The organism is Stenotrophomonas sp. YJH_SMC_25 (assembly GCF_059369595.1).
Map to the genome: position 1 here is coordinate 285,436 of NZ_JCAFSV010000004.1, position 22,676 is coordinate 308,111.

19 protein-coding genes are annotated in these 22,676 nt (G+C 65.5%); 15 read left to right on the forward strand and 4 right to left on the reverse strand.

What is annotated here, in order from left to right; all coding sequences use genetic code 11:
- Positions 1-6: 6 nt before the first annotated feature.
- Both AC5P7E_RS07865 and AC5P7E_RS07870 read right to left on the reverse strand, forming a co-directional pair.
- Positions 7-555: a hypothetical protein gene (locus tag AC5P7E_RS07865; RefSeq protein ID WP_076740096.1), complete on the reverse strand. Its 549-nt coding sequence runs from the start codon at positions 553-555 to the stop codon at positions 7-9.
- Positions 556-580: 25 nt separating this feature from the next.
- The gene (locus AC5P7E_RS07870; RefSeq protein ID WP_114618319.1) at positions 581-5,293 is read right to left on the reverse strand and encodes an RHS repeat-associated core domain-containing protein; all 4,713 of its coding nucleotides are present in this window, start codon (positions 5,291-5,293) and stop codon (positions 581-583) included.
- A 356-nt stretch (positions 5,294-5,649) separates the two neighbouring features.
- Here AC5P7E_RS07870 and AC5P7E_RS07875 point away from each other — a divergent pair, with 356 nt between their 5' ends.
- Positions 5,650-6,471 (forward strand): alpha/beta fold hydrolase, encoded by an 822-nt coding sequence (locus tag AC5P7E_RS07875; protein ID WP_012480490.1) that lies wholly within the window; start codon positions 5,650-5,652, stop codon positions 6,469-6,471.
- Between the two features lie 35 nt (positions 6,472-6,506).
- Here AC5P7E_RS07875 and AC5P7E_RS07880 read toward each other — a convergent pair whose 3' ends face one another.
- Positions 6,507-7,301 (reverse strand): AraC family transcriptional regulator, encoded by a 795-nt coding sequence (locus AC5P7E_RS07880; RefSeq protein WP_012480491.1) that lies wholly within the window; start codon positions 7,299-7,301, stop codon positions 6,507-6,509.
- A 166-nt stretch (positions 7,302-7,467) separates the two neighbouring features.
- On the opposite strand from AC5P7E_RS07880, the gene AC5P7E_RS07885 reads away from it, so the two are divergent.
- From AC5P7E_RS07885 to AC5P7E_RS07930, 10 genes are all read left to right on the forward strand, one after another.
- Positions 7,468-9,342 (forward strand): FUSC family protein, encoded by a 1,875-nt coding sequence (locus AC5P7E_RS07885; protein ID WP_099523719.1) that lies wholly within the window; start codon positions 7,468-7,470, stop codon positions 9,340-9,342.
- A 4-nt stretch (positions 9,343-9,346) separates the two neighbouring features.
- Positions 9,347-9,556, forward strand: coding sequence for a DUF1656 domain-containing protein (locus tag AC5P7E_RS07890; protein ID WP_044570365.1), 210 nt, complete (start codon positions 9,347-9,349; stop codon positions 9,554-9,556).
- Between the two features lies 1 nt (position 9,557).
- Positions 9,558-10,442 (forward strand): HlyD family secretion protein, encoded by an 885-nt coding sequence (locus tag AC5P7E_RS07895; RefSeq protein ID WP_114618318.1) that lies wholly within the window; start codon positions 9,558-9,560, stop codon positions 10,440-10,442.
- Complete coding sequence (locus AC5P7E_RS07900) at positions 10,439-11,875, forward strand: efflux transporter outer membrane subunit (protein ID WP_114618317.1); 1,437 nt, start codon at positions 10,439-10,441, stop codon at positions 11,873-11,875. The genes AC5P7E_RS07895 and AC5P7E_RS07900 overlap by 4 nt, the downstream gene beginning before the upstream one ends.
- Before the next feature lie 134 nt (positions 11,876-12,009).
- Complete coding sequence (locus AC5P7E_RS07905) at positions 12,010-12,357, forward strand: RcnB family protein (protein WP_005409930.1); 348 nt, start codon at positions 12,010-12,012, stop codon at positions 12,355-12,357.
- Positions 12,358-12,428: 71 nt separating this feature from the next.
- On the forward strand, positions 12,429-12,959 hold the full coding sequence (locus tag AC5P7E_RS07910) for a Cif family virulence factor (protein WP_099484246.1): 531 nt from the start codon (positions 12,429-12,431) through the stop codon (positions 12,957-12,959).
- Positions 12,960-13,063: 104 nt separating this feature from the next.
- Positions 13,064-13,738 carry a response regulator transcription factor gene (locus AC5P7E_RS07915; RefSeq protein WP_032962486.1) on the forward strand — a complete coding sequence of 225 codons (675 nt, stop codon included), beginning with the start codon at positions 13,064-13,066 and terminating at the stop codon, positions 13,736-13,738.
- Positions 13,735-14,967, forward strand: coding sequence for a sensor histidine kinase (locus AC5P7E_RS07920; protein ID WP_329761754.1), 1,233 nt, complete (start codon positions 13,735-13,737; stop codon positions 14,965-14,967). Before AC5P7E_RS07915 ends, AC5P7E_RS07920 begins: the two co-directional genes overlap by 4 nt.
- Positions 14,968-15,026: 59 nt before the next feature.
- Complete coding sequence (locus tag AC5P7E_RS07925; protein ID WP_012480499.1) at positions 15,027-15,413, forward strand: diacylglycerol kinase; 387 nt, start codon at positions 15,027-15,029, stop codon at positions 15,411-15,413.
- A gap of 73 nt (positions 15,414-15,486) precedes the next feature.
- Entirely contained in the window at positions 15,487-17,298 is a 1,812-nt protein-coding gene (locus AC5P7E_RS07930; protein WP_114618316.1) for a phosphoethanolamine--lipid A transferase, read from the forward strand.
- Here AC5P7E_RS07930 and AC5P7E_RS07935 read toward each other — a convergent pair.
- On the reverse strand, positions 17,202-18,122 hold the full coding sequence (locus tag AC5P7E_RS07935; RefSeq protein ID WP_005409936.1) for a M14 family metallopeptidase: 921 nt from the start codon (positions 18,120-18,122) through the stop codon (positions 17,202-17,204). The two genes, AC5P7E_RS07930 and AC5P7E_RS07935, sit on opposite strands and share 97 nt — an antisense overlap.
- Before the next feature lie 145 nt (positions 18,123-18,267).
- Here AC5P7E_RS07935 and AC5P7E_RS07940 point away from each other — a divergent pair, with 145 nt between their 5' ends.
- The 4 genes from AC5P7E_RS07940 to AC5P7E_RS07955 are packed head-to-tail and all read left to right on the forward strand — an operon-like array spanning position 18,268 to position 22,189.
- Positions 18,268-18,921, forward strand: coding sequence for a DUF3348 family protein (locus tag AC5P7E_RS07940; protein WP_024958593.1), 654 nt, complete (start codon positions 18,268-18,270; stop codon positions 18,919-18,921).
- 10 nt (positions 18,922-18,931) lie between these two features.
- Entirely contained in the window at positions 18,932-21,196 is a 2,265-nt protein-coding gene (locus AC5P7E_RS07945) for a DUF802 domain-containing protein (protein WP_111193486.1), read from the forward strand.
- Complete coding sequence (locus tag AC5P7E_RS07950) at positions 21,193-21,831, forward strand: OmpA family protein (RefSeq protein ID WP_005409939.1); 639 nt, start codon at positions 21,193-21,195, stop codon at positions 21,829-21,831. The genes AC5P7E_RS07945 and AC5P7E_RS07950 overlap by 4 nt, the downstream gene beginning before the upstream one ends.
- A complete protein-coding gene (locus AC5P7E_RS07955; RefSeq protein WP_338091938.1) occupies positions 21,755-22,189 on the forward strand; it encodes a DUF2894 domain-containing protein in 435 nt (144 codons plus the stop codon). The genes AC5P7E_RS07950 and AC5P7E_RS07955 overlap by 77 nt, the downstream gene beginning before the upstream one ends.
- Positions 22,190-22,676: the final 487 nt, after the last annotated feature.

The window sequence follows — 22,676 nt, forward strand, 5'->3', positions numbered from 1 at the left end:
GATTCGCTACCGTCCGCTGCCCCAGGAGCTACCGCCGACTAATTGATTCGTCTGGAAAGACCACGTCTCCAAAAGATGCTGCGCGCCCGATTCACCATCATTCTTCAGCACAGAAAGAATCGCATCTAATCTACTTCTAATAGCATTGGACATTGGCAACTTCAAAAGCGTCTTCAGCGTCGCATCCGCTCCCACGAAATCGCCAAGCCGGATGGCGGATATGTATTTTACCCATTCTGAATAATCGCTTGTGAAGTCAAGACTGTCGACATAGAGCAACAAGTCTGCCGCCGTCCTCACTGCCTCAAGCTTTTTGACATGCGCCTCATGCATTCCACGGAAAAAAACTTTATCCACTTCCGCGCTTGCAATCCTCTGACCTAGAGACATGTGCAGGTAGGGCAAATCATCATATGTCGGAATTACGAAGGTCCATATATAGGTAGAGGATGGCGCAGGATCCAATGTGAAGCCTGAGATAACATCGCGCGTATGTAACGCGATCAAAAAATTGCCAACGACTCGCAGACCGCTCCTCTTGGCCTCGCGCTTCATTCTCCAAAGTGCAATGGATCTCATGCTAGGGCACCGACCTTTCCAGAACACCGCAAAGTATAGTTCCCTTGGGCAGGTGTGTGTAGTAATTGCGAATTTCTGCCGCGGTCAGACCAGCCGCTCCCGATTTCAACTCGACCACATACTTTGGGTACGCCCTGGGTCCATATATGCCGTCGGCGCGAACTGATCCTGGAGTTCCATAATCTACAACGATGCCGTTCAAGTAAGAAACTTCGGAATCGTACGGACCACCAAGGGCCTTTACATTAAATGCAAACTGTACATGAATTCGCGTTCCACGCAGCACACTGAAAGGCCATATTTTGTCGAGGGGAGAGGACGGATTCGCCAAGTAAGCAGCTCGCGCAGCCTCGCTAAATCCTGACATGCCAGGTAGCGTTCGACAAACCGATGTCTGCTCGCAAAGGCCTAGTGAATCCAAGCCAATAAGAGGGTTGCCTCCCACATAGGAATAGGTGCCAATTCCTCCCAGCAACCCAATCGGATCACTCTGTGAGTACCGCCCCACCGCAGGGTCATACTCCCGCTGATAGTTGTAGAACAGCCCACTCGCATCCGTGGCCTGCTGGCCCGGGAATCGCAGCGCCAGCTCGAACACCACACCATCGCCATCCGGGTCAGCACTCGGAATCTGGTTGCCGAATACCTCGCTCTTGTTGCTCCACTCCCAGATTGCAACATTCCGCACCGGATCGATCACTACGCGCGGCGTACCCAGATGATCTGGTTGGACGTAGGCCAGCTCCGGCACGCCGGTCGCCGGCACATTGATCAGCGCCACAGGATAGTCGTCCAGCCAGATGGCCTGCTGCTGCGCTTGGCCCGTGGCCGAGTAGTTGCCCAGCCACTGCCCGGCCTCATCGTACAGCGTGATCTGAGCTGCGCCACCGGCTGGAGTACGCAGCACGCGCTCGCCGAGATGGTTGTAACCGTAGCTTTCCAGCACGGCATCGCCCTGCTTCACCGCGTTCAGGCGGTTGGCATCGCTGTAGGTGAAGGTCTTGCTGCCGATGCTGGTGGTATTGCCCGCTGCGTCATGGGTGCGCGCTTCGCCGTCCACGGCGGTCAGCCGGTGGCTGGTTGCGGGATAGCTGTAGCTGGCGGTGCCTGCCGAGGTGGTCAGCGCGGTGCGATTGCCGGTGGCGTCATACGCATAGGTTTCAATCGGCGTGCCGGTCGCGCCGTCTTGGGTCTGGGTCAGGCGGCCCAGCGTGTCGTAGGCGTACTTGGCCAGCACCGTCGGACCTGCGCCGTTCTTCAGCTCGGTGATCGAACCGACCGGGTCGTAGCCATAGCCCAGCGACAGGCCACCTGCGGCCGAGTCATGTACCGCCTGCGGGCGGTAATCCAGATCCAACGGACGCTGCAGCTGGCGGCCGTTGCCGTAGGTCCAGCCCGTCGCCGAGCCGAAGGCCGCATAGGTCACGTTGTTCACCACGATCTGGCGCGCCTGGCCGGGGCGGGTCAGGCCGATCTGGCTGATGCGGCCCTGGGTATCGCGCACGTAGTCAGCCACGCTGCCGTCGGGGTAGGTCAACGCGGTCAGGCGGCCCGACTTGCTATAGGCGTAGCGCAGCGTGCTGGCAACGCCGTTGACGGTCTGTACCTTGCGGGTGACCTGGCCGAAGCGGTCATGGCAGTACTGGGTGCTGCCATTGGCATGCAGCACCTGCCCAAGCCGTCCCTTGGCGAAGCGCTCGTCGGCGGCACAGGCGGCAGGCGCCACGTCATAGCTGTAGCCCACGTCCAGATTGGGGTCCAGATAGGCGATGCCGATCAGGCGGTTGAGTGCATCATAGTGATAGGTGGCGGTGACGCCGCGTGCATCGGTGGCCGTCTTGCGATTGCCGGCGGCATCCACGGTGAAGCTGCTGGCACCGCTGTCCGGGCTGACTTGCCCGGTCAGATCACCGAAACCGTTATAGGCATAAGTGGTGTGCAGACCCTTCGGGTCGGTGACCTGGGTGACCTGATCCAGCGCGTTGTACTGGCTGCGGATCTCCGCCGCCACGCCGCCCACGTCCTGCAGGGTCTGCGCCAAGCGGTTCAACGGGTCGTACTGCTGGCTGGTCACGCGCTGCAGTGCGTCGGTCACGGTCTGCGGGTTGCCGTTGGCATCGTAGGCAAAGCCGGTGGCGTGATTGCTCGCGTCCTTCAGTGCGGTCAGCTGGCCGAGCGTGTTGAACGTCCGTGCCAGGGTGCGGCGCAGGGTACCGCCTGCATCGAGCGTGTCTTCCTTGAGGCGATTGCCGGCATTGTCCAGCGTGTAGTGAATCGTGTTGCCCGCGTTGTCCTCGATATCGGTCAAGCGCAGCGCCGCATCGTAGACATAGGAAACGCTGCTGCCGTCGGGCTCGGTGATCTGTTGCACCTGGCCGGTCGGCCAGTAGCTGATCTGGGTGACCCGATTCTCGGCAGTGGTCGCGCCACGCACGGTGACCGAGGTTGGCCAGCCGCGGGCATGGTAGGTGTAGTCGGTGACCACGCCGTTGGCATCCTTGACCGACAACGGCCGCCCGAACGCGTCGTAGGCCAGAGTCTCGACCGTCTGGCCCAGCGCATTGGTCACACTGCGCAGGTCGCCCTTGCGATAGGTGCAGGCGCCTCCGATCGCGCACCCTGCATCATCCGCCGAGTAATAGGCATAGGTAACGGCATCGGCCACATCCGTGCGCGGGCCATCCACACTCTTCAGCAGCCCCTCCACCGGGCAGCTGCCTGCCGCTGCCACATCAGCGGCTTCGCAGTACGTGTAGCTGGTGATGCGCGTCTGACCGGAAGCGGTGTCGGTCACCGTGTTGGCCGTCGGCTGGCGTCGGGAATTGAAGGCCGTGCGGGTTTCGCGGCTACCGATCCGGGTGGTCAGTACCGCATTGGTTTCGACGTCGCGCGCCGTGGTCGCCACACGCTGCTCGGGCAAGCCGACCGCTTCGGTCACGGTATGGATGCTGACGGCACGACCGCTTACCGGATCGGTGCCCTGCGCATAGGTGTGCTTGGTCTGGATGCCGCGGCGATCGGTGTAGGTATCCAGACGCCGGCGGAAGTCGACACTCTGGTCGTAGTAGGTCCGGCTGACGGTTCCCTGCGAATCCGTCAGGCCGGTCACCTTGCGCGACGGAGCGCTATCGCCGCCGGGTGTCAGGGTGTAGTCGGTCTGCCGCCCCAGCGCGTCGGTCACCACCGCACCGCCATTGGGGCTGTAGGCCAGTGTCACGCCATCGGCACCGCCGGCATGCTGACTGGAGATCACACGACCGATGGAATCGTAGGTGAAGGTGCTGTAGCGGCGACCGTCCTCAGCGGTGATGCCCGTCAGGTGCTGGGGGAAAGCCTGGTTCTCGTAGTGATATGTCCGCACACCGCCACCCGCATAGGTCACCGTGGCGACCTGGTTCTGCGGCGTGTAGGTATAGGTGGCGAGCGCAATGCCTTCGACCAGCACCGAACTGATCAACGCCTCATAGTCGTTTGACTGGTAAACGAACTCCAGTGTGCGGCCACTGCTGTGGGTGACCGCCGCAAGGCGGTCGCTGTCGTCGTAGATGTAGGTCAGCGACGTGCCGTCCGGGAAGCGCTTGGCGGCAAGACGCCCGTCCGCGCCGAAGGTAGAGATGGAATCCGCCGAGTACAGTGTCCAGTTGCCGTTCTGGACCAGACGGTCACCACTGTCGTCGTCCGCCTCATAGGCTTGGCCGATCTTCTTGAATGCCCGCTGGAAACCGGTGCTTTCAATGATGCCCACACTGTCAACGCCATCCAGTGCCAGGTGGGCGCCCAGCGAATGGGTCCAGCCATAGCCGAAGCCACCGGATGAGGTGGAGATGCCGGAGTGATAGAAGCGCGTCAGCGCGATCCAGCCCAGATCAAAGTCCTGCGCGATCTCATACTTCTCGCCCGTTTTAACATCACATGGGTTGCCGACATTGCCGTCGCAGGTACCGCCGTTGGAGGCCGGGTCCTTGTCGGGAATCGGACTCATGTTCGCCGCTGTATCGTTGCGGGGCATGGGGCAGCTACCGTTGCCGCCGTCCTTGTCGCACTTCTGCGACTTCGAGGTGATGGTCGCAACGAATTCCTCGTTGACGCAGGCGTTGTGCTTGTTGGACCACTGCGTAAGTGGAACAGGGCAATCAAGCCGGCGTTTGCGGCCGAAGGCCATCTGGCTCACGTAGGGAGCGCAGGGCGATTCGGCCGTGTTCTCCCCGATCATATCGGTGATTTGATAGAACCTGGACTCGACTACGCCTTCCATTTCGGGCACGCCGGAGAACCAGTCACCCTGTGGTGTAACAGCAGCACCCGGACACACAGGGTTACTTGCCTGGACTTCAGCGAGATAACTCGCGACCATCGCCTCTTCGGTCGAAAACTCCGCTGTACTCAGATAGGTCCAGTCTGGATCGGAGGGTTGTGCCTTCCCCATCCAGTAGGTGATCGACGTATTTCCGTTCAAGTCCACGACTTTCGACTTGATCTTGTCGACAGACTGCCAACCGAACTGGAACTCCGGCGGGAACGGACTCGGTGCGGGCAGGCTCTTGATCGCCTGCACCGCCTGCTGCTGGGTCTTGTACTGCGTCGAATTGCCGCCGGGCTGCGAAATACGCCAGGTGATCTTGCTTTCCTGCGCCTGTACAACAGCCGGCGCAATGCAGCCAACGGCAACGATCGCCAGCACGGCACACAAAATGGTCTTCAGTCGTTCCAACATCCCTGTTCTCCTTCCTGGACGAACACAGCGCCGGCGGGAACGAGAACGCGGAGCTGTGCCCCGCGTCATGCTTCGGATCGTCCCTGGTCCGGAATGCGGCAGTGCCACATGCCGCCTTTATCGTTGAGGACGCTTGCACGTTCAAGTGTGGAGCCGCGTAACCGATCACAGATTCAAGCATCCAACGCCATTCAGCGGTCTACGCCCCGTCCCCATGACTTTCTGCACAGGGAGTCGGTGTTATACCTCACTACATTACCAACACGACCTGTCGCGAGGTCGGCAGGCTGTGGCACTCCGCTGCAGACCTGACCCATCGGAAGGGCTGGCACGCGTCACGGCCCAGGAGAATGGCAATGAAGATCAGCCGAGTGACGTTGTGGGCGCTGGCCGCCATGATGGCCGCAGTGGGCACCGCGCACGCAGGGGAAATCCAGGTGGATCGAGGCGCTTACACACTGCAGGCCGAAGAGATGGGGGCCGGCCCGATCACCGTGGTCTTTGAATCCGGTTTCGGGCAGGGCGCGGGGGCCTGGAAGGAGGTGGTTGCCGGTCTGGGGCGCGACTACCACAGCATCACCTACGCCCGTGCGGGACTCGGCAAGTCCGGCAGCGACGGTCATCCCAAGCGCATCGATGCGCATCTGGCCGACCTCACGGCCGTGATCGATACGCTCGCTCCCGGTCGCCGCGTTGTGCTGGTGGGTCACTCCTATGGCGGCCTGCTGGCCACGGAGTTTGCACGCCGCCATCCGGAGCGCCTGCAGGGCCTGGTGCTGGTGGACCCGGCCACAATGGGGCAGCGCCATGCGTTCAAGCAGGCCGACAGTGCCCGCGTGCAGGCAGATGATGCCCAGCTGCGGGCGATGCTGCCGCCAGCCATGGCCGCCGACTACGCCGTGCTGACCGAACAGCTGGATGCACCCGGTGCGGAAACCCCGCGCACGATGCCGGACGTGCCGGTAGCGCTGCTGACTGCAACCCAGCTGGCTGCCGAACCGCTGTTCTTCGAGGAAACCGCAGCGGGCAAGGCGCTCTGGAAAGCACAGCACGCCCTGCTCTTCTCGGGATTCACGCGCGGCTCGCACCGCTACCTGGCAACCGGCCACACCCTCCAGCGCGAGGAACCCGCTGCGGTGGTGGCAGCGATTCAATCGGTCTCCGGCACCTCGAAGTAGCTGTTCCAGGCAGGGGCTTCCCGGGCTGTCCCCGGCTACTGCCCACGCAGGCGCACCGCAAAGTACCGCGCCGGGGAAAGGCCAAGCGCTTTCTTGAACATCGTGATGAAGGCCGTCACCGACTCATAGCCCAGCGTCTCGGAAACGCGTTGTACGGGTGCACCGGCGGCGAGTTCCCGAATGGCGATGAGCAGGTGCAGTTGCTGCCGCCAGCGCCCGAAGGACAGTCCCGTTTCCCGTTCGATGAGGCGGGTCAACGTGCGCTCGCCCAGGGCCAGGCGCACGGCCCACTGGCCGATGGTGCTGCGGTCTGCCGGATCCGCCGACAGCGCCGCAGCCAGCGCGCGCACCTTCGGGTGATGGCTGACCGGCAGCGACAGATGCTCAGCCGGCGTCTGCACCAGTTCGTCCAGCAGCACCCGCGCCAGCCGGTCGGTGTGGCTGCCATGCGGATAGTCCAGCGGCGCGTCGGCCAGGTGCAGGATCATCTCGCGCAGCATCGGCGAGATGGCCAGCGTCACGCACTGCGCCGGCAGGTCGACGATGCCGGGCTCGACGAACAGGTAGCACAGGCGCGCGTTGGCGGTGGCGCGGTTGCTGTGCGGCATGCCGCCCGGAATCCAGACGCCACACTGGGGCGGCACGATCCACAGCGCATTGGCCACTTCGCAGGTCACCGCCCCATGCAGCGCAAGAATGAGCTGACCCTTTCGATGCTCATGCACCGGAATTTCCGCGTCGTGCTCGGCCACCTGCAGGCGGCTGGCAACCGCCGGGCGATCGGTCTCGTCCGGGTCCAGGTCAAAGCCGGGGAGCGAAATGCGAGCCATTCTCACATTGACCGGTTTTAGCGATTGATTGTCATTGTAGCGAAATTCGCCAGTGCGGCCGGTCACTAGCATGAGCTGCATGCACTCCCCCACCCCGCTCCGCCCCCACCTGCTCCAGGCATTTGCCCGGTTTAAAAGCCCTGCCCTCAGGACCGACCAGGAGGCGGTGCTGTTCTCGCTCAAATGCCTGCTCGCCGCGTCGTTGGGGCTGTATGTCTCTCTGCGGATCGGCCTGAACCGCCCGTTCTGGGTGGTCGGCACGGTCTATCTGGTGTCGCAGCCCCTTTCCGGGGCGACACTCAGCCGCGGCCTGTTCCGCCTGCTGGGTACCGTGGGCGGGGCCGTCGCCACCGTCGCGCTGGTGCCACGTTTCGCCAATGCACCCTTGGTGCTGAGCGCCACACTCGCCACCTGGATGGCGCTGTGCCTGTACCTGGCGATGCTCGACCGCACGCCACGTGCGTACGCGTTCCTGCTGGCCGGCTATACCACCAGCCTGATCGGGTTTCCTGCGGTGATGGTGCCGGGAGAGGTGTTCACCATTGCCATCACGCGGGTGCAGGAAATCGCCATCGGCATCCTGGCCGCCACGCTGGTACATGGGTTGGTGCTGCCGCGCCGGGTCTCGATGCGCGTGCACGCACGGGTTGCTGCCGTGCTGGAGGATGCGGAACGATGGACACGCGACATGCGCGCCAGTGCATCGGACACGGTACTGGCGACGGACCGCTCGAAAGTGGCCGCCGACCTGCTCGAGCTGCATGTGCTGTCGATCCACCTGCCCTTCGACAGCGCCCACGGCGTCGCCCAGGTGCAGATCCTGCGTGCCCTGCATGACCGGATGCTGGACGTACTGATGCTGTCCAGCGCGGTGGAAGATTCCATCGCCCGGCTGCGCTCACCACAGGCCAGCGCGATGGATGCAACAGACTGGCGCGATCTGCTGCGGGCCGGCCTGGTCGCGCAACAGGCCGAGATCGACCTTGCCCACGCCGATTGCCGCGTACTGCAGGCGGAGCTGCACACTGCCCGGCCCGACTGGCGCCGGCATGTACCTGCCCGCCTTGCGCGACATACGCAGGGTGCGGCACTTCACCGGGATCATCGGCTTGCCCTGCGCAGCGCGCTGGGCGCGTTCGTCGGCATCCTGCTGAGCTGCGTTCTGTGGATCGTTACCGGCTGGTCGGACGGCGCCACGGCGGTGTCCATCATCGGCACGGCGTGCGTGCTGTTCGGCACGATCGAAGCGCCTGCGCCGCATGTCATGCGCTATCTGGTGGGGTCGTTGATCGGCGTTGGCGTCGGCCTGCTCTACGGTCTACTGATCTTCCCCGCGCTCTCCGATTTCGTCGGCCTGATGGCCGCGCTGGCGCCGGTGCTGCTGCTGTGCGGATCGTTCCTGGCCCGGCCGCCCTTCATCATGGCTGCGCTGGGCGTGGTGCTGACGTTTCCGCTCATCGCCGGCCTGGGCGCGACCAATTCGACCAACATCGTCGGCGCACTCAACAACGGCGTTGCGTTGTTCATCGGTACGACGGTGGCACTGTGCAGCATGCAGCTGTTCCAGACCGCCGATGCGGGCCGCAACCGCGCACGGCTGGAGCGTTCGATCCGTCGGGACATTGCGCGACACGCCGCCGGACAAGGCGGTGCGACCCGCGCCTGGCTCAGCCGCATGCTGGATCGAATCGGGCTGCTCGCTCCCAGGTTGCAGGGCCGTTCCAGTGCCGCACACGATCTGCGGGAATTGTTTGCGGACGTTCGTGCGGCACGTGCATCCAGCCAACTCCGCGCGCTGGAAAGGCGGCTGCACAACCCGAAGGTTCGGGCGCTTCATGCGGCGCTGGTCGAACGCATCGCTGCACATTTCAGGGTTCGCGCCCACTCGCCACGCAGTGTCGACACCCATCTTCTGGAGCTGCTGGACCGCATGCGCGAGGCAGCGGCGGCCAGCAGCGAGGCTGATCAGAGGTATCTGTCGCACCTGCTCTGCGGGTTGCGCCGTGACCTGCTGGCATCCCCGCTTACCCATCGGCACTGACCTCATGTTTTCTGACCATTCCATTGATGGCGTGCTGATCCCCGGCCTGCTCGCCGTGGCCGCCGCCGCGCTGGTGCTGTCGATGCTGAGCTCACGCCTGCTCGCCAGCCTCGGCCTGTACCGGTTGTTCGCCGCGCGGCCCTTGGTGGGCCTGTCCCTGTTCGTGATCCTGGCGGAGCTGATGATCCGGCTCTCGCCCCTGCTCGAGAAATGAAATGAAACACCTGCTTGCTGTCATCGGGCGCTGGAGCGCTACGCTGGTTGTATTCGCGATTGCTGTCGTCGCCGCACTGTCCATCTGGAAGCGTTACGAAATGCGCCCGTGGACGCGGGATGGGCGGGTGCGCGCCGATGTGGTGCGCGTTGCATCGGACATGGGGGGGCTGGTCACCCAGGTGCTGGTGCACGACAACCAGCGGGTCAGCGCCGGACAGCTGCTGCTGGTACTGGATCAACCGCGCTTCGCTGCCGCGCTTGAGAAGGCCGATGCAGCGGTCAGCAGCGCTCGCGCCACGCTGGCGCTGGACCGCCGCGAATCGACACGGGACAACGCACTTGGCAACCTGGTCGCCTCGGAGACACGCGAACGCAATGCCGCCAAGGTCGATACCGAGTTGGCAGCGCTGGCGCAGGCACAGGCCGAACAGCGCGTCGCCCAGCTCAACGTGCAACGCACCGAGGTGCGCGCAACCACCGACGGCATCGTCACCAACCTGGACCTGCACGCGGGCGACTACCTGCAACCCGGTGCGCAGGCACTGGCGCTGATCGACACCCGCAGCCTGCGTATCGAGGGCTACTTCGAGGAAACCAAACTGGGCTGCATCACCGAGGGCGATGCCGCCGTGGCGCGGCTGATGGGCGACGACCACGACGTCCGCGGACACGTGGATACCATCGCCGCCGGCATCGCCGACGATCAGCGCTCAAGCACCCACAACCTGCTGCCCGCCGTGGCGCCGACCTATACCTGGGTGAGGCTGGCACAGCGCATCCCGGTACGCATCCGTATCGATGATGCGCCGCCGGATACCCGGCTGATCGTAGGTCGCACTGCGAGTGTGACCATCACCCCCTCGGCGCAGAGAGCCTGCAAGTGAGCGTGCGGACAGTACGTGGCGGGCTGCTTGCCCTGCTGCTGCCGATGACGGCCTGCGTGTCCGGCCCCGACTATCACTTGCCGGCGAGCGCTGTCGCAGCCTCCCCACGGGCGGCGCGGGCGTTCGTCTCGGGCCAGGAGGCATCGTTCAGCCACGACGCGCCACCGGATCGATGGTGGCAACTGTATGGCGACCCCCAGCTTGACGCCTACGTACGCGATGCTCTGGCGGCCAATACCGACCTGCGCGCCGCCGATGCCAACCTCCGGCGCGCCAGCGCGACCGTGATGGAGTACCGCGCGCGCGGTGCCGTGCAAGGGGACGTGGATGCATCGGGCACGCTCGTCCATGCCGGTGGCTACACCCAGGCGTCGGCCGCGCCGCAGTCGTACGCGCTGGGCCTCCACCTCTCCTATCCGCTGGATCTCGCAGGTGGCATCCGCCGCGGCATCGAAGCCGCCAACGCGGACACGGAGGCGATTGCTGCGGCACGCGACCAGGTTCGCGTGGTCGTCGCTGCGGCCGTCACCCGTGCCTATCTCCAGGTGTGCACAAGCAATCACACGCTCGCTGCAACCCGGCAGGTGCTGGCGATACAGCGCGCCACGCTGGAGGCAACCCGACGGCTGGCTGCCGGCGGGCGCGGAACGGACTTCGATGTCAGCCGTGCCGGTGCCGCCGTCAACCGCAGCGCGGCGGGGATACCGCGCCTGCTGGCCGAACGCCAGGCCGCACTGTTCGAACTGGCCGCATTGATGGGCAGGCTCCCGGCAGACTATCCCAGGGAGGCCGAAGCATGCCCGCAGCCCCCTGAGCTGGAGCAGGCGCTACCGGTCGGTGACGGCTGGCAACTGCTCCAGCGGCGCCCTGACATACGCGCAGCCGAACGCAGGCTGGCCGCCGCAACTGCAATGATCGGCGCTGAGACGGCGGGTCTCTATCCGCAGATCACCCTGGGCGCCTCTTCGGGCGTGGCCGGCACACCGGCGCATCTGCTGTCGGCTGACGGCTTCGGTGCGAGCATCGGCCCCGTGCTGTCATGGCACTGGCCCAACCGCCGCGCGGCCAAGGCCCGCATCGCAGCGGCCGGTGCCAATGCAGATTCAGTTCTCGCGTCCTTTGACGGCATCGTGCTGCAGGCATTGCGCCAGACCGAGACCGCGCTTTCTGTCTGCACACAGGAGCTCGAACGCGAGCACAGCCTGGCGCAGGCGCGGATGGACGCAGCGCGGGCCGCCGGGCAGGCACAGCAACTCTACCGTTTCGGCAGGATCGATTTTCTCGACGTGCTTTCGGCCCAGGCCGCGCTGGCAGATGCGGAGTCCGCATTGGCTGCATCGCGCGCGGAGCGCATTGACCGGCAAATGGATCTTTTTCTGTCGTTGGGCGGAGGCTGGGCCGCAACGGACTCGGCCCCGGGCGCGGTCCAATGATCCGCTGCCTGGCGGCGACTGCAGGCCGCGCCGTCTGTTCAGAAAAGCACCGCCTACACCCGCATTCATTCACATGGATTGCCCTATATTCCCGCCACAGCGCCGCATGCTGCGGCCATGACGGAGGCATCCCCATGAAGACCACACGTTTGCTTGCCATCGCATTGAGCGCAGCCACCGCGTTGGCCGCGGCCCCCGCCTTCGCCGATCCGCCGCACCACGCCCGAGGCAACGGCCCGCCGCCGCACGCAGGCGGCCCGCACCACCGCGATGCGCCGCCGCCGGGCTGGCAGAAGAAGGCCTGGCGACGTGGCGAGCGCCTGCCGTGGGCCGAAGTGGACCGCCGCTACTGGGTAGACGATTACGCGCGCTATGACCTGCGCGAGCCGGGCCGCGACCGACGCTGGGTGCGCCAGTCCGATAACGAGTACCTGCTGGTGGAGATCGCCACCGGCTTGATTGTTGACGCGCTGCATCGTTGAATGCGGAGCGCGCCGGGGCCCTGTAGCCGTGGCCCTGGCGCGCTCCCACCACACTGCGGCCGAAATGAATGATGCGAACCACCGGATTCCAGAGCGCGTTTCTCATTGTTGGCCTCATCGCAGGCCAGCCGGCCCACGCAAGCCAGCAGCCATCAGCGGCGGATGTAAAAGCGATCGAACAGGTGGTCGAATCGTTCCGCACCTCGCTGATCAACAAGGACAAGCCGACCTACATGGGCCTGTTCTTCTCCGACAAACCGGAAGACATCGGCTGGCAGTTCGTTTCCGAGGATGTGCGCCTGCAGGACATCCGCAAGGCCAAGCCCGATGCAATCAAGGCACGGCAGATTCCCGCCAACAACTTCATCGCGCTGATCGACGGGGTGGTCGCCTCGCCGAAGCCGAAGGAGGAGACATTCTCCAACACGAAGATCGAGACGGATGGCGATGTGGCTTCGGTGTCGTTTGACTACAGCTTCCACGACGATGGGGTGAAGACCAACTGGGGCAAGGAGATGTGGCAGTTGATCCGCACCGAACAAGGCTGGAAGATCTTCTCGGTGATCTACTCGGTCCGCGATTCACGCAGCCCGGCCGATTGAACGTCGCTTGACGGGGCCGAACCCAGGCCGCGATCCATTCAGCAAGGGCATTGGCATTCGGCCAGCGATCGGGCAGAGTTCGGCCACGCGCAAGGACGCATGCCATGACCCGCCTGCTGATCATCGAAGACAACCCCGAGCTGGTTGCCAACCTGTATGCCTTCTTTGAACCGCTGGGTTACGTACTGGACGACGCCCGCGACGGCGCCAGCGGCCTGCGCCGGGCCACGCAGCACGACTACGACGCCATCCTGCTGGACCTGATGCTGCCGCGCCTGGATGGCATGACGCTGTGCCAGAAGCTGCGCCAGGAGTTCCAGAACCCGGTGCCGATCCTGATGCTGACCGCGCGCGATCCGGTCGAAGACCGCGTGCAGGGCCTGGCCTTGGGCGCGGATGACTACCTGGTCAAACCGTTCTCGCTGACGGAACTGGATGCGCGGATCAAGGCCCTGGTACGACGGGCGCAGGGTCGCCAGGTCCAGAGCGTGCTGGCGTGGAAGGACCTGCAGGTGGACACGCGCTCGCCACAAGCCTGGCGGCAAGGCCGCTGCATTGCGCTGACGCCCACGTCGCACAAGCTGCTGATGTGCCTGGTGCGTGCGGCGCCGGCCGTGGTGCGCAAGCAGGAGATGGAATACCTGGTCTGGGGCGACGAGCCACCGGACAGCGGCGCGCTGCGAACCCACATCCATGAGCTGCGCCTGCAGGTGGACCGCAGCTTCGACACCGCGCTGATCACCACGGTGCACAGCGTCGGCTGGCGCATGCAGGCGTGACCCGTGCCTCCCTCTACCGCCGCCTGAGCCTGCGCACCCGCATCACGATCTCGTTCGTGCTGTTGATGGCCGGTGCCATGGGCTTCATCGTACTGGCCGAACAGGTGGACTACGATCAGGTCCGGGCCGCTGTCGTCGCGCGGACCCAGGACAATGAAGTACGCCGTCTGCAGGACGAACTCGCCCGTGGTCGGCGTCCCGACCTGCCCGCCGGCAGCGCACTGTTCGATGCCCAGGACGTGCCTGTCGTACTGCGCCAATATGGCCCGGGATATCACGGCGAAGCAGCACCCAACGAGTGGCACCTGCGCGTGTTCGACAGTGCCGGCCAACGTTACTACCTGCTGCAGGACGCAGCGCCCTATGGCTATCTGGAATACCTGATCAATGCCTTTGCGGCACTGGTCATTTCGATCTGCGTGCTTGGCGCCTTCCTGATCGGTCGCAAGGTAGCGACCCACGTCATCGCGCCCATCACACGATTGGCCGATGCGGTGCAGGACGGCCACAAGCCCTTTCCCTACCAGGACGCACGCGATGAGATCGGCGTGCTCGCGCGCGCCTTTGCCCGCCATAGTGACGAGCTCGAACGGTTCCTGCATCGCGAACAGTGCTTCAGCGGCGATGCCAGCCACGAGCTGCGCACGCCCTTGGCCATCATCGGTGGTGCTGCCGAGACGCTGGCCTGCCAGCTTCCGGCCGACAGCCACCTGGTTCCCAGTGCCGAGCGCATCCTGCGCACCACCCAGGAGATGCAGCGCCAGCTGACCTGCCTGCTGCTGCTCTCTCGCGCCCCCAGCACCGTGCCACGCAACGAGGTGGCCCTGCGTGCGCTGATTGAATGCTGCATGGATCGCTGCCAGCCCTGGCTTTCCGGCAAGCCGGTGATCGTTGCGTTTGATGCCCTGCATGACACCGTGCTGCACACCAACGCGGATCTTGCGCGCAGCGTGATCTGGAACCTTCTGCGCAACGCCTGCCAGTACACCGAAAGCGGCGAAGTCCGGATCTCCCTCCACGACGCCGCACTCATCGTCGCCGACACGGGGCCCGGCCTGCCCTCCAGTATCGATCCACAGCTGTTCCAGCGCTTCGTACCCGCTAGCGTGCACAGCGGCGAGGGGCTGGGGTTGTCGATCGTGCAGCGCATCGTCGAGCACCTGGGTTGGAGGATGACGGTGCATTCATCGCAGCAGGGATGCCGGTTCAGCCTGGAGTGGCCCCTCTGACGATTTCCTGACGCACGCGTGCACATGCTGGGGATTGCTCACTTCACGGCGGAAACCGCATGCAGCACCCCAAGGACAGCGGCAAGTACCCGCACGGGAAGACCGGCCTGAGCCGCATCTTCCACACCCTCATCCATTCGCGTGATGGCTTCGTCGCCACCTTCCGCGGCGAGGCTGCCTTTCGCCAGCTGCTGCTTCTGCACGCGCTGTTGATCATTGCAGCGTTCGTACTGGACATCAGCGCGGTCGAGCGCGCGATAGTGCTGGCGGTCTGCTTCATCAGCCTGCTGGTGGAACTGCTCAACTCGGCGATCGAAGCGGTGGTTGATCGCATCTCCCTTGAACAGCATCCGCTGTCAAAGAACGCCAAGGATATGGGCAGCGCCGCGCAGACCACCGCACTGTTGATGGTGGGTGCTGTGTGGGGCCTCATCCTGCTGGGCTAGTCCGCCCAACCTGACAACTTCCTGATAAAGCGGTTTCGATACTGCGCGCACTCCCGCTCCACGGAACCTGCTCGTGCGTCAATGCCGCCGTTTTCCACGGCCCCATCCGATCGTTCTGGTCTGGGCCGTCGCACTGTTCTTCACCACGATTGGAAACATCGCCCTCTGGAAGACGCTGTGGGGGCTGGTCGACCTCAACAGCGTGCGCAGCGTGCTGTTCCTGGCCAGCCTGCCGGTGGTGCTGTTCTGCCTGTTCAACCTGTTGCTGACGCCACTGCTGGCACTGCCATTCCTGCGCAGGTCGCTGCTGGTGCTGCTCGTTGTCGTCAGCGCCGCCTGCAGCTACTTCATGCTGCACTACAACGTGCTGATCGATCGCAGCATGGTGCAGAACGTGTTCGAGACCAACCAGGCCGAACTGAACGCCTATCTGTCGCTGCCACTACTGTTGACCCTGCTGGCGCTGGGCGTGCTACCTGCTGCCGGGCTCGCCCTGGTGCGCACCACCAGCGGGGCCGGTTCGATACGTTCGCTGCTGGTGTGGCCGGCCAGCGCTCTGGCGTCATTGCTGGTACTGCTGGCAATCGGCTTCGCGTTCTACAAGGACTACTCCTCGCTGCTGCGCAACAACCGCTATCTCCGTGACCAGGTGCTGCCGTTGAATGTCGTGCGCCATACCCACGGTTATCTGAAAGGCCTCTACAGCGCCCGCCAGCAACCCTTGCGCCCGATCGGCATGGACGCACGGCGCGTACCGGGCCCGCGTCCGAAGCTGGTGGTCATGGTCGTCGGCGAGACCGCGCGATCACAGAACTTCCAGCTCAACGGCTACCCGCGCGCGACCAATCCCCGGCTCTCGCGCAAGGAAGGCGTCATCAGCTTCAGTGATGTTTCCTCATGCGGAACCGCAACGGCGATCTCGGTGCCGTGCATGTTCTCGCAGATGACCCGCCGCCAGTATGACGATGTACGCGCAGCGACCGAGGAGAACGTGCTCGACATCCTGCAGCGCACCGGCATCAGCGTGCTCTGGCGCAACAACAACAACGGTGGCTGCAAAGGCGTGTGCGAACGCGTGCCGACCGAGGACATGCCCGCGCTGAAGGTGGCCGGCCAATGTGTCAATGCCGACGGCACCTGCTATGACGAGGTGCTGCTGCATCAGCTCGGTACACGCATTGACGCCATGAACGGTGACGCCCTGGTCGTGCTGCACCAGCTTGGCAGCCACGGCCCGACCTACTTCGAACGCTACCCGGCACAGTCGCGGGCATTCAGTCCGACCTGCGACAGCAACCAGATCCAGCGTTGCAGCAACGAGGCGCTGATCAACACCTACGACAACACCCTGGTCCATACCGACCGCATGCTTGGCAAGACCATCGACCTGCTGCAGGGTTATGCGGACCAGCGTGATGTCGCACTGATCTATGTGTCAGACCATGGTGAGTCGCTGGGCGAACGCGGAATGTACCTGCACGGCACGCCCTACTTCATCGCCCCGCGCGAGCAGACCCAGGTGCCGATGGTGATGTGGTTCTCACCGGACTTCGGCCGCAACGCAGGCCTTGATGGGGCATGCCAGCGCGACAACGCCCTGCACAGGGCATACAGCCACGACAACGTTTTCCACTCGCTGCTGGGCCTGTTTGGCGTCAGCAGCGCGGTGTACCAACGCGATCTGGATGTCTTCGCCGGTTGCCGGACGGCGGCCACGCCATCGGTGGTCGCCTTACCGGTCAGAAAACGGCGCCGGTTGATGCCGGTCGCTGCCCGCAAAGTGGCGCGTTACTGCGCCGCCAGGGCGAAATCCAGGCCCGCACACACCGCCGCCACCTGGGCGTCGTTGCATTCCTGCGGGTTGGTGCGCGGGCTGTCCGGGTAGACCTCGGTGGTGGTGGCAAAGCGCGCGTCGGTGAAGCCGGCGCAGGCGCCGATCGACCGCGACTCACCCCACACCACGCCCGGTGACTGCAGCGGCAAGCCGACCAGGTTGCCCTCGGCGTCGGCCGGGGCGATATGGGTGACTGGCGCGACCGCAGCGATCAGGGCCTTCTGGAACTCGGCCTGCGGGTCTTCGCTGTTGCCGATCACGTAGAAGCCATCCGGAATGGTGTCGCGCTCGAACGGCTTGCCGTCGCGGGCGCAGCGCGCCGGATCGAACTCGTGCAGGTCGCTGTCGGTGGTCTCGTGCAGGTCCAGGTGCACCAGCAGGTTCGGTTTGCGCTCGGCCACCCAGGCCATCAGCGCGGCCGCTTCCTCGATCTGGCCGCCGTCACGGAAGCTGCGGTTGGGGTCGATGGCATCCGGGTTCCAGCGCTGGATGCGTTCGTAGCCCCACGGGCTGACGCACGGTGCCACGATCAGGTTCAGCCGGCCCAGGTAACGCTCAGCCTGCTGTTCCAGGAACTGCAGGGCGCCATGCACGCCGCTGGTCTCGTAGCCATGCACGCCACCGGTGATCAGTGCGGTCGGCAGCGCCGGGTTCCAGTCGTGGTTGACCACGGCGAACAGCGGGTAATGGTCCGGCGCATAGTCCAGCTGGCCGTACTGGATCACATCGAAGCTGTCGTCCAGGCGCTCGAGCGCTGCCACAACGTCATCGTGGTAGCTGCGCTGGCGCTGCTGGCGGGCCCGCCACTGTGCGCGTTCCGCGTCGCCCCAGGGCTGTCCGGGGGTGCCGATCGGGTAGAACTGCGCAACAGTCATTGGGTACTCCAGGGGTCGAACGGGATGGGTGCAGCCGGTCATTCTAAGCCTTGTCGCGCCCGCGGGTCCCCTCCCCCGGCCCCGCCTTCATCCAGCCAAGGTCATCTGGTTGTAAAATCAATGGTTTTTGGCCCCTCACCCCTTGATGGCGAAAGCAGCGCAGCCGGTCCTGGGTGGACCGGAATTCCTCCGCCTGCTCGCCCGTCTCAGCGACGGCGCGATGCCGGCCAGCAGTCCCGCCCTGACCGATCGGCTCGGCCAGTGGGTGGACTGGAGCCGTGCCGTGGCCCTGTCCGGGGCGCTCGGCGGACGCTTGCCCGAGCCCGGTGAAGCCGCCGAAGCCGTCGAGGATGTGCTGGCCGACTGCGTCCAGGCGCACACCAGCCTGCTGGCCTCGATCAGTGAGGACGCCGAGGCCGAGCGCCTGCTGGATCTGGCCGAAGCTGCCGCTGCACCCAACTTCGCCTCGCTGCGCCAGCGCTACCGGGTACTGCAGCAGGCCATCCAGACCGCCACCGGGCGCCTGCGCGGCCGCCTGCGCGACCAGCTGGTGCAGGTTTCGCCCGAGCTGGCGCGGCTGGCCGAGGTCGACGCGGTGATGGAACAGACCCTCACCCCGCGCGAGCACAGCCTGCTGGCCACTGCGCCGGCCGTGCTCGGCGCCCGTTTTGAACGCGTGCACGGCCAGCCCGGCTGGCGCGCGGCCTTCCGCCATGACATGCGCACCCTGCTGCTCGCCGAGCTGCAGCTGCGCTTCCACCCGATCGAAGGGCTGCAAGACGCCCTGCGCTCCCACTAACCGGAACACCATGTCCAGAACTGCTTTCCATGTCGTTGTTTTCCTTGTCGGCCTGCTGGCCGTGTGCTGGATCGGCATTGGCTATGTTTCGGTGCATCCGCTGGGTGCAGCGGTGGCGGCGATCATCGCGGCCTGCTACATCGCCGGTGGCGTGGAGCTGTACCGCTACCGCCAGGCCAGCAACGGCCTGCGCAGTGCACTGAACGACCTGTCCAGTGCGAAGGAGAGCCTCACTCCCTGGCTGGAGCGCGTGCCCGCAGGCCTGCGCAATGCCGTGCGCCTGCGCGTGGAGGGCGAGCGCACTGCCCTGCCCGCTCCGGTGCTGACCCCTTACCTGGTCGGCCTGCTGGTGCTGCTGGGCATGCTCGGCACCCTGCTGGGCATGATGGACACGCTGCGTGGCACCGGACTGGCCCTGCAGAGCGCGACCGACATGGCCGCGATCCGCGGCTCGCTGGCCTCGCCGGTGCAGGGCCTGGCGGTGGCATTCGGCACCTCGATCGCCGGTGTGGCCAGCTCGGCCATGCTCGGCCTGCTGGCGGCGCTGCTGCGTCGTGACCGCCTGCAGGCCGTGCAGCAGCTGGATCGCGCCATTTCCGGCGACCTGCATCCGTACTCGCAGGCCTGGCAGCGCGCCGAGTCGCTGCGCCTGCTGCAGGCACAGTCCGCGGCGCTGCCGGCGCTGGTCGACCGCCTGCAGGCGATGACCAGCACCTTTGAACAGCACAGTGCGGCCGCCAATGAGCGCCTGCTGGCCGGCCAGGCCGAGTTCCTGACCCAGAGCCAGGCACTGCAGGAACGCCTGGCGGTCTCGCTGCAGCAGTCGCTGCGCGAAGGAGCTGAAGCCAGCGCCGCCGCCATCGGTGGCGCGCTGCAGCCGATGGCCGAGACCACCCTGGCTGGCCTGGCCCATCACGGCGAAGCACTGCATGCCCGCGTCGAGCAGGCCGTGCAGCAGCAGCTGGCCGGCCTGAGCGACGGTTTTGAGCGCAGCCGCGTCGCAACCGAGGCCAGCTGGGCCAAGGTGGTGAGTGAACAGACCCAGGCACAGCAGGCACTGGTGAGCGACCTGCGCCAGCACCTGCAGGCCTTCAGCGATGGCCAGGCCACGCATGCCGAAGCGCTGGTCACACGTATCGGCGAGCGCCTGCAGGCCGATGCACAGGACAATGCGGAGGCCTTGCGTGCTGCCGCCGAACAGCAGCAGGCCCTGAATACTGCGCTGGTCGAACGTCAGCAGCAGGCGTTGATCGCCGCCAGCGAGCATCTGGACGCGCGTGCGCAGGCGCTGCTGCAGGCACTGGAGCAGCAGCACAGCGCCAGCCAGTCGCTGCTGCAGGATCACGAACTGCAGCGTTCACAGCAGTGGCAGGCAGCGCAGGCCACCGCCGCGACCGCCCACGCCGAACTGCAGGCCAGCCTGGACAGCCGCGAGCAGCAACGCCAGGCGCGCTGGGACGCGGTCAGCGCCGAGTTGCAGCAGGCCCACGCCGCCCTGCAGGCGCAGTTGCAGGCCGGCGACGAACAGCGCCTGCAGCGCTGGAGCGATGCTCTGCAGCACGTTTCCACCGAGCTGGCCGAGCGCCTGCAGGCCAATGGCGAACGCCTGGCCGCGCAGCAGCAGCGCGTCTGCGACACGCTGGCGGAGACCGCACAGCAGATCGGCGAGAACGGTCGCGCACAGGCCAGCGCCACGCTGGCCGAAGTGTCCACCCTGCTGCAGACCGCCGCCGCCGCGCCCAAGGCCGCAGCCGACGTCATCAACGAGCTGCGCAGCACGCTGTCCGAGAGCCTGGTGCGTGACAACGCGATGCTGGAAGAACGCGGACGCCTGCTGGCCACCGTGCAGACCCTGCTGGATGCGATCAACCACGCCTCGCACGAACAGCGCACCGCTGTGGACGCACTGGTCGGTGGCTCGGCCGAGTTGCTGGAACGCGTCGGCAACCGCTTCACCGACCATATCGCCGCCGAGACCGGAAAGCTGGACGGTATCGCCGCAGCGCTCCACGGCAGCGCCGGTGAAGTCGGCCAGCTGGCCAGCAGCTTCGGCGAAGCGGTCGCGCAGTTCGGCAGCGCCTCCACCGAGCTGTCCGGCCGCCTGGAACAGATCGGCGGCGCACTGGATGCCTCGCTGGCCCGCAGCGACGAGCAGCTGGCCTACTACGTGGCGCAGGCGCGCGAGGTGGTCGACCTCAGCCTGCTGTCGCAGAAGCAGGTGATGGAAGAACTGCAGCAGCTGGCCACGCGCCGCGGCAAGGCCGGTAGCGCATGAGCGACGAGCTGGAGGTCGATGGCGGTTCGCACGCCCCGATCTGGGCCGCCTTCGGCGACCTGATGTCGGTGCTACTGGGCGCGTTCGTGCTGATACTGGTCGGTGTGGTCGCGGTGCAGCTGGAGCTGTCGCAGCGGCTGGACCAGGAAGTGAAGCAGCGCCAGGCCGAAGCCAAGCGCCTGCAGACCCTCGAACAGGCGCTGGCCGGCCCGTTGGCCGCCGGTCGCGTGACGCTGGTGGATGGCCGCATCGGCATCAGCGGCAGCGTGCTGTTCGCGCTGAACTCCGACCAGCTGCAGCCGGAAGGCCAGGAGCTGCTGCGCAGCCTGGCCGCACCGCTGGCCGCCTATCTGGGCAGCCGCGAAGAGATCCTGATGGTCAGCGGCTTCACCGATGACGCACCGGTGCGCGAAGGCAACCGGCGTTTCGCCGACAACTGGGAGCTGTCCGCGCAGCGCTCGCTGACCGTAACCCGCACCCTGATCGCCGATGGCGTACCGGCTGACGCCGTGTTCGCCGCCGCGTTCGGCAGCGAGCAGCCGGTCAGTTCCAATGCCAATGAGGAAGGCCGCGCACGCAACCGCCGCGTGGAGATCGCGCCGATTCCCAAGCCCAAGGCCCCGGATGCCAAGTAAGCTTTCAGCGCTCGAAGGCCTGCGCGCACTGGTGCGCGACCTCGATGCGGGGTCGCGCTCGCTGCCGCATTACCCGCAGGTGCCGATGCTGCAGCAGGTGCAGCGCGAGTGGTCGGAGCTGCGCAGCGAACTGCAGGTGCGCCGCTCACTGCGCACCGAGGCCCCGGCCGACGGCGGCCCGCTGAACTCGGCGGTGCTGGTGCAGCGCATGCTGGACACGATGCAGGCCACCAGTCCCGGCTACCTGCGGCACTTCATCGACTATGTGGATACGTTGTCGTGGCTGCAGGCGCTGCAGGACGGCGCCGCCAGCGGTGCAGATACCGCGAAGCCGAAGCGGACACGCAAGCCGCGCTGAACATTCACTGGTAGTGCCGGCCGCTGGCCGGCATCAAACCGGACCGACCACGGCCGAAGCGCGCGCAAGCGGCGCTGAGCAGCGAATGGCCGTGCTGAACATTGACTGGTAGTGCCGGCCGCTGGCCGGCAGCTATGCATCTCCGCGCGGGTCATGGGGTTGCCGGCCAGCGGCCGGCACTACAACCGAGGGTGCTCTGTGCGCCGGAACGCATCTGCGCTGCGCTTCGCCCTTGCTTTGGTAGTGCCGGCCGCTGGCCGGCATCACAACCAGACCGACCACGGCCGAGGCGCGCGCAAGCGGCGCTGAACAGCGAATGGCTGCGCTGAACATTCACTGGTAGTGCCGGCTGCCGGCCGGCAGCCATGCATCTCCGCGCGAGTCATGGGGTTGCCGGCCAGCGGCCGGCACTACCATCGAGGGTGCTCTCTGCGCCGGAACGCAATCTGCGCTGCGCTTCGGCTTTGCTTTGGTAGCGCCGGCCGCT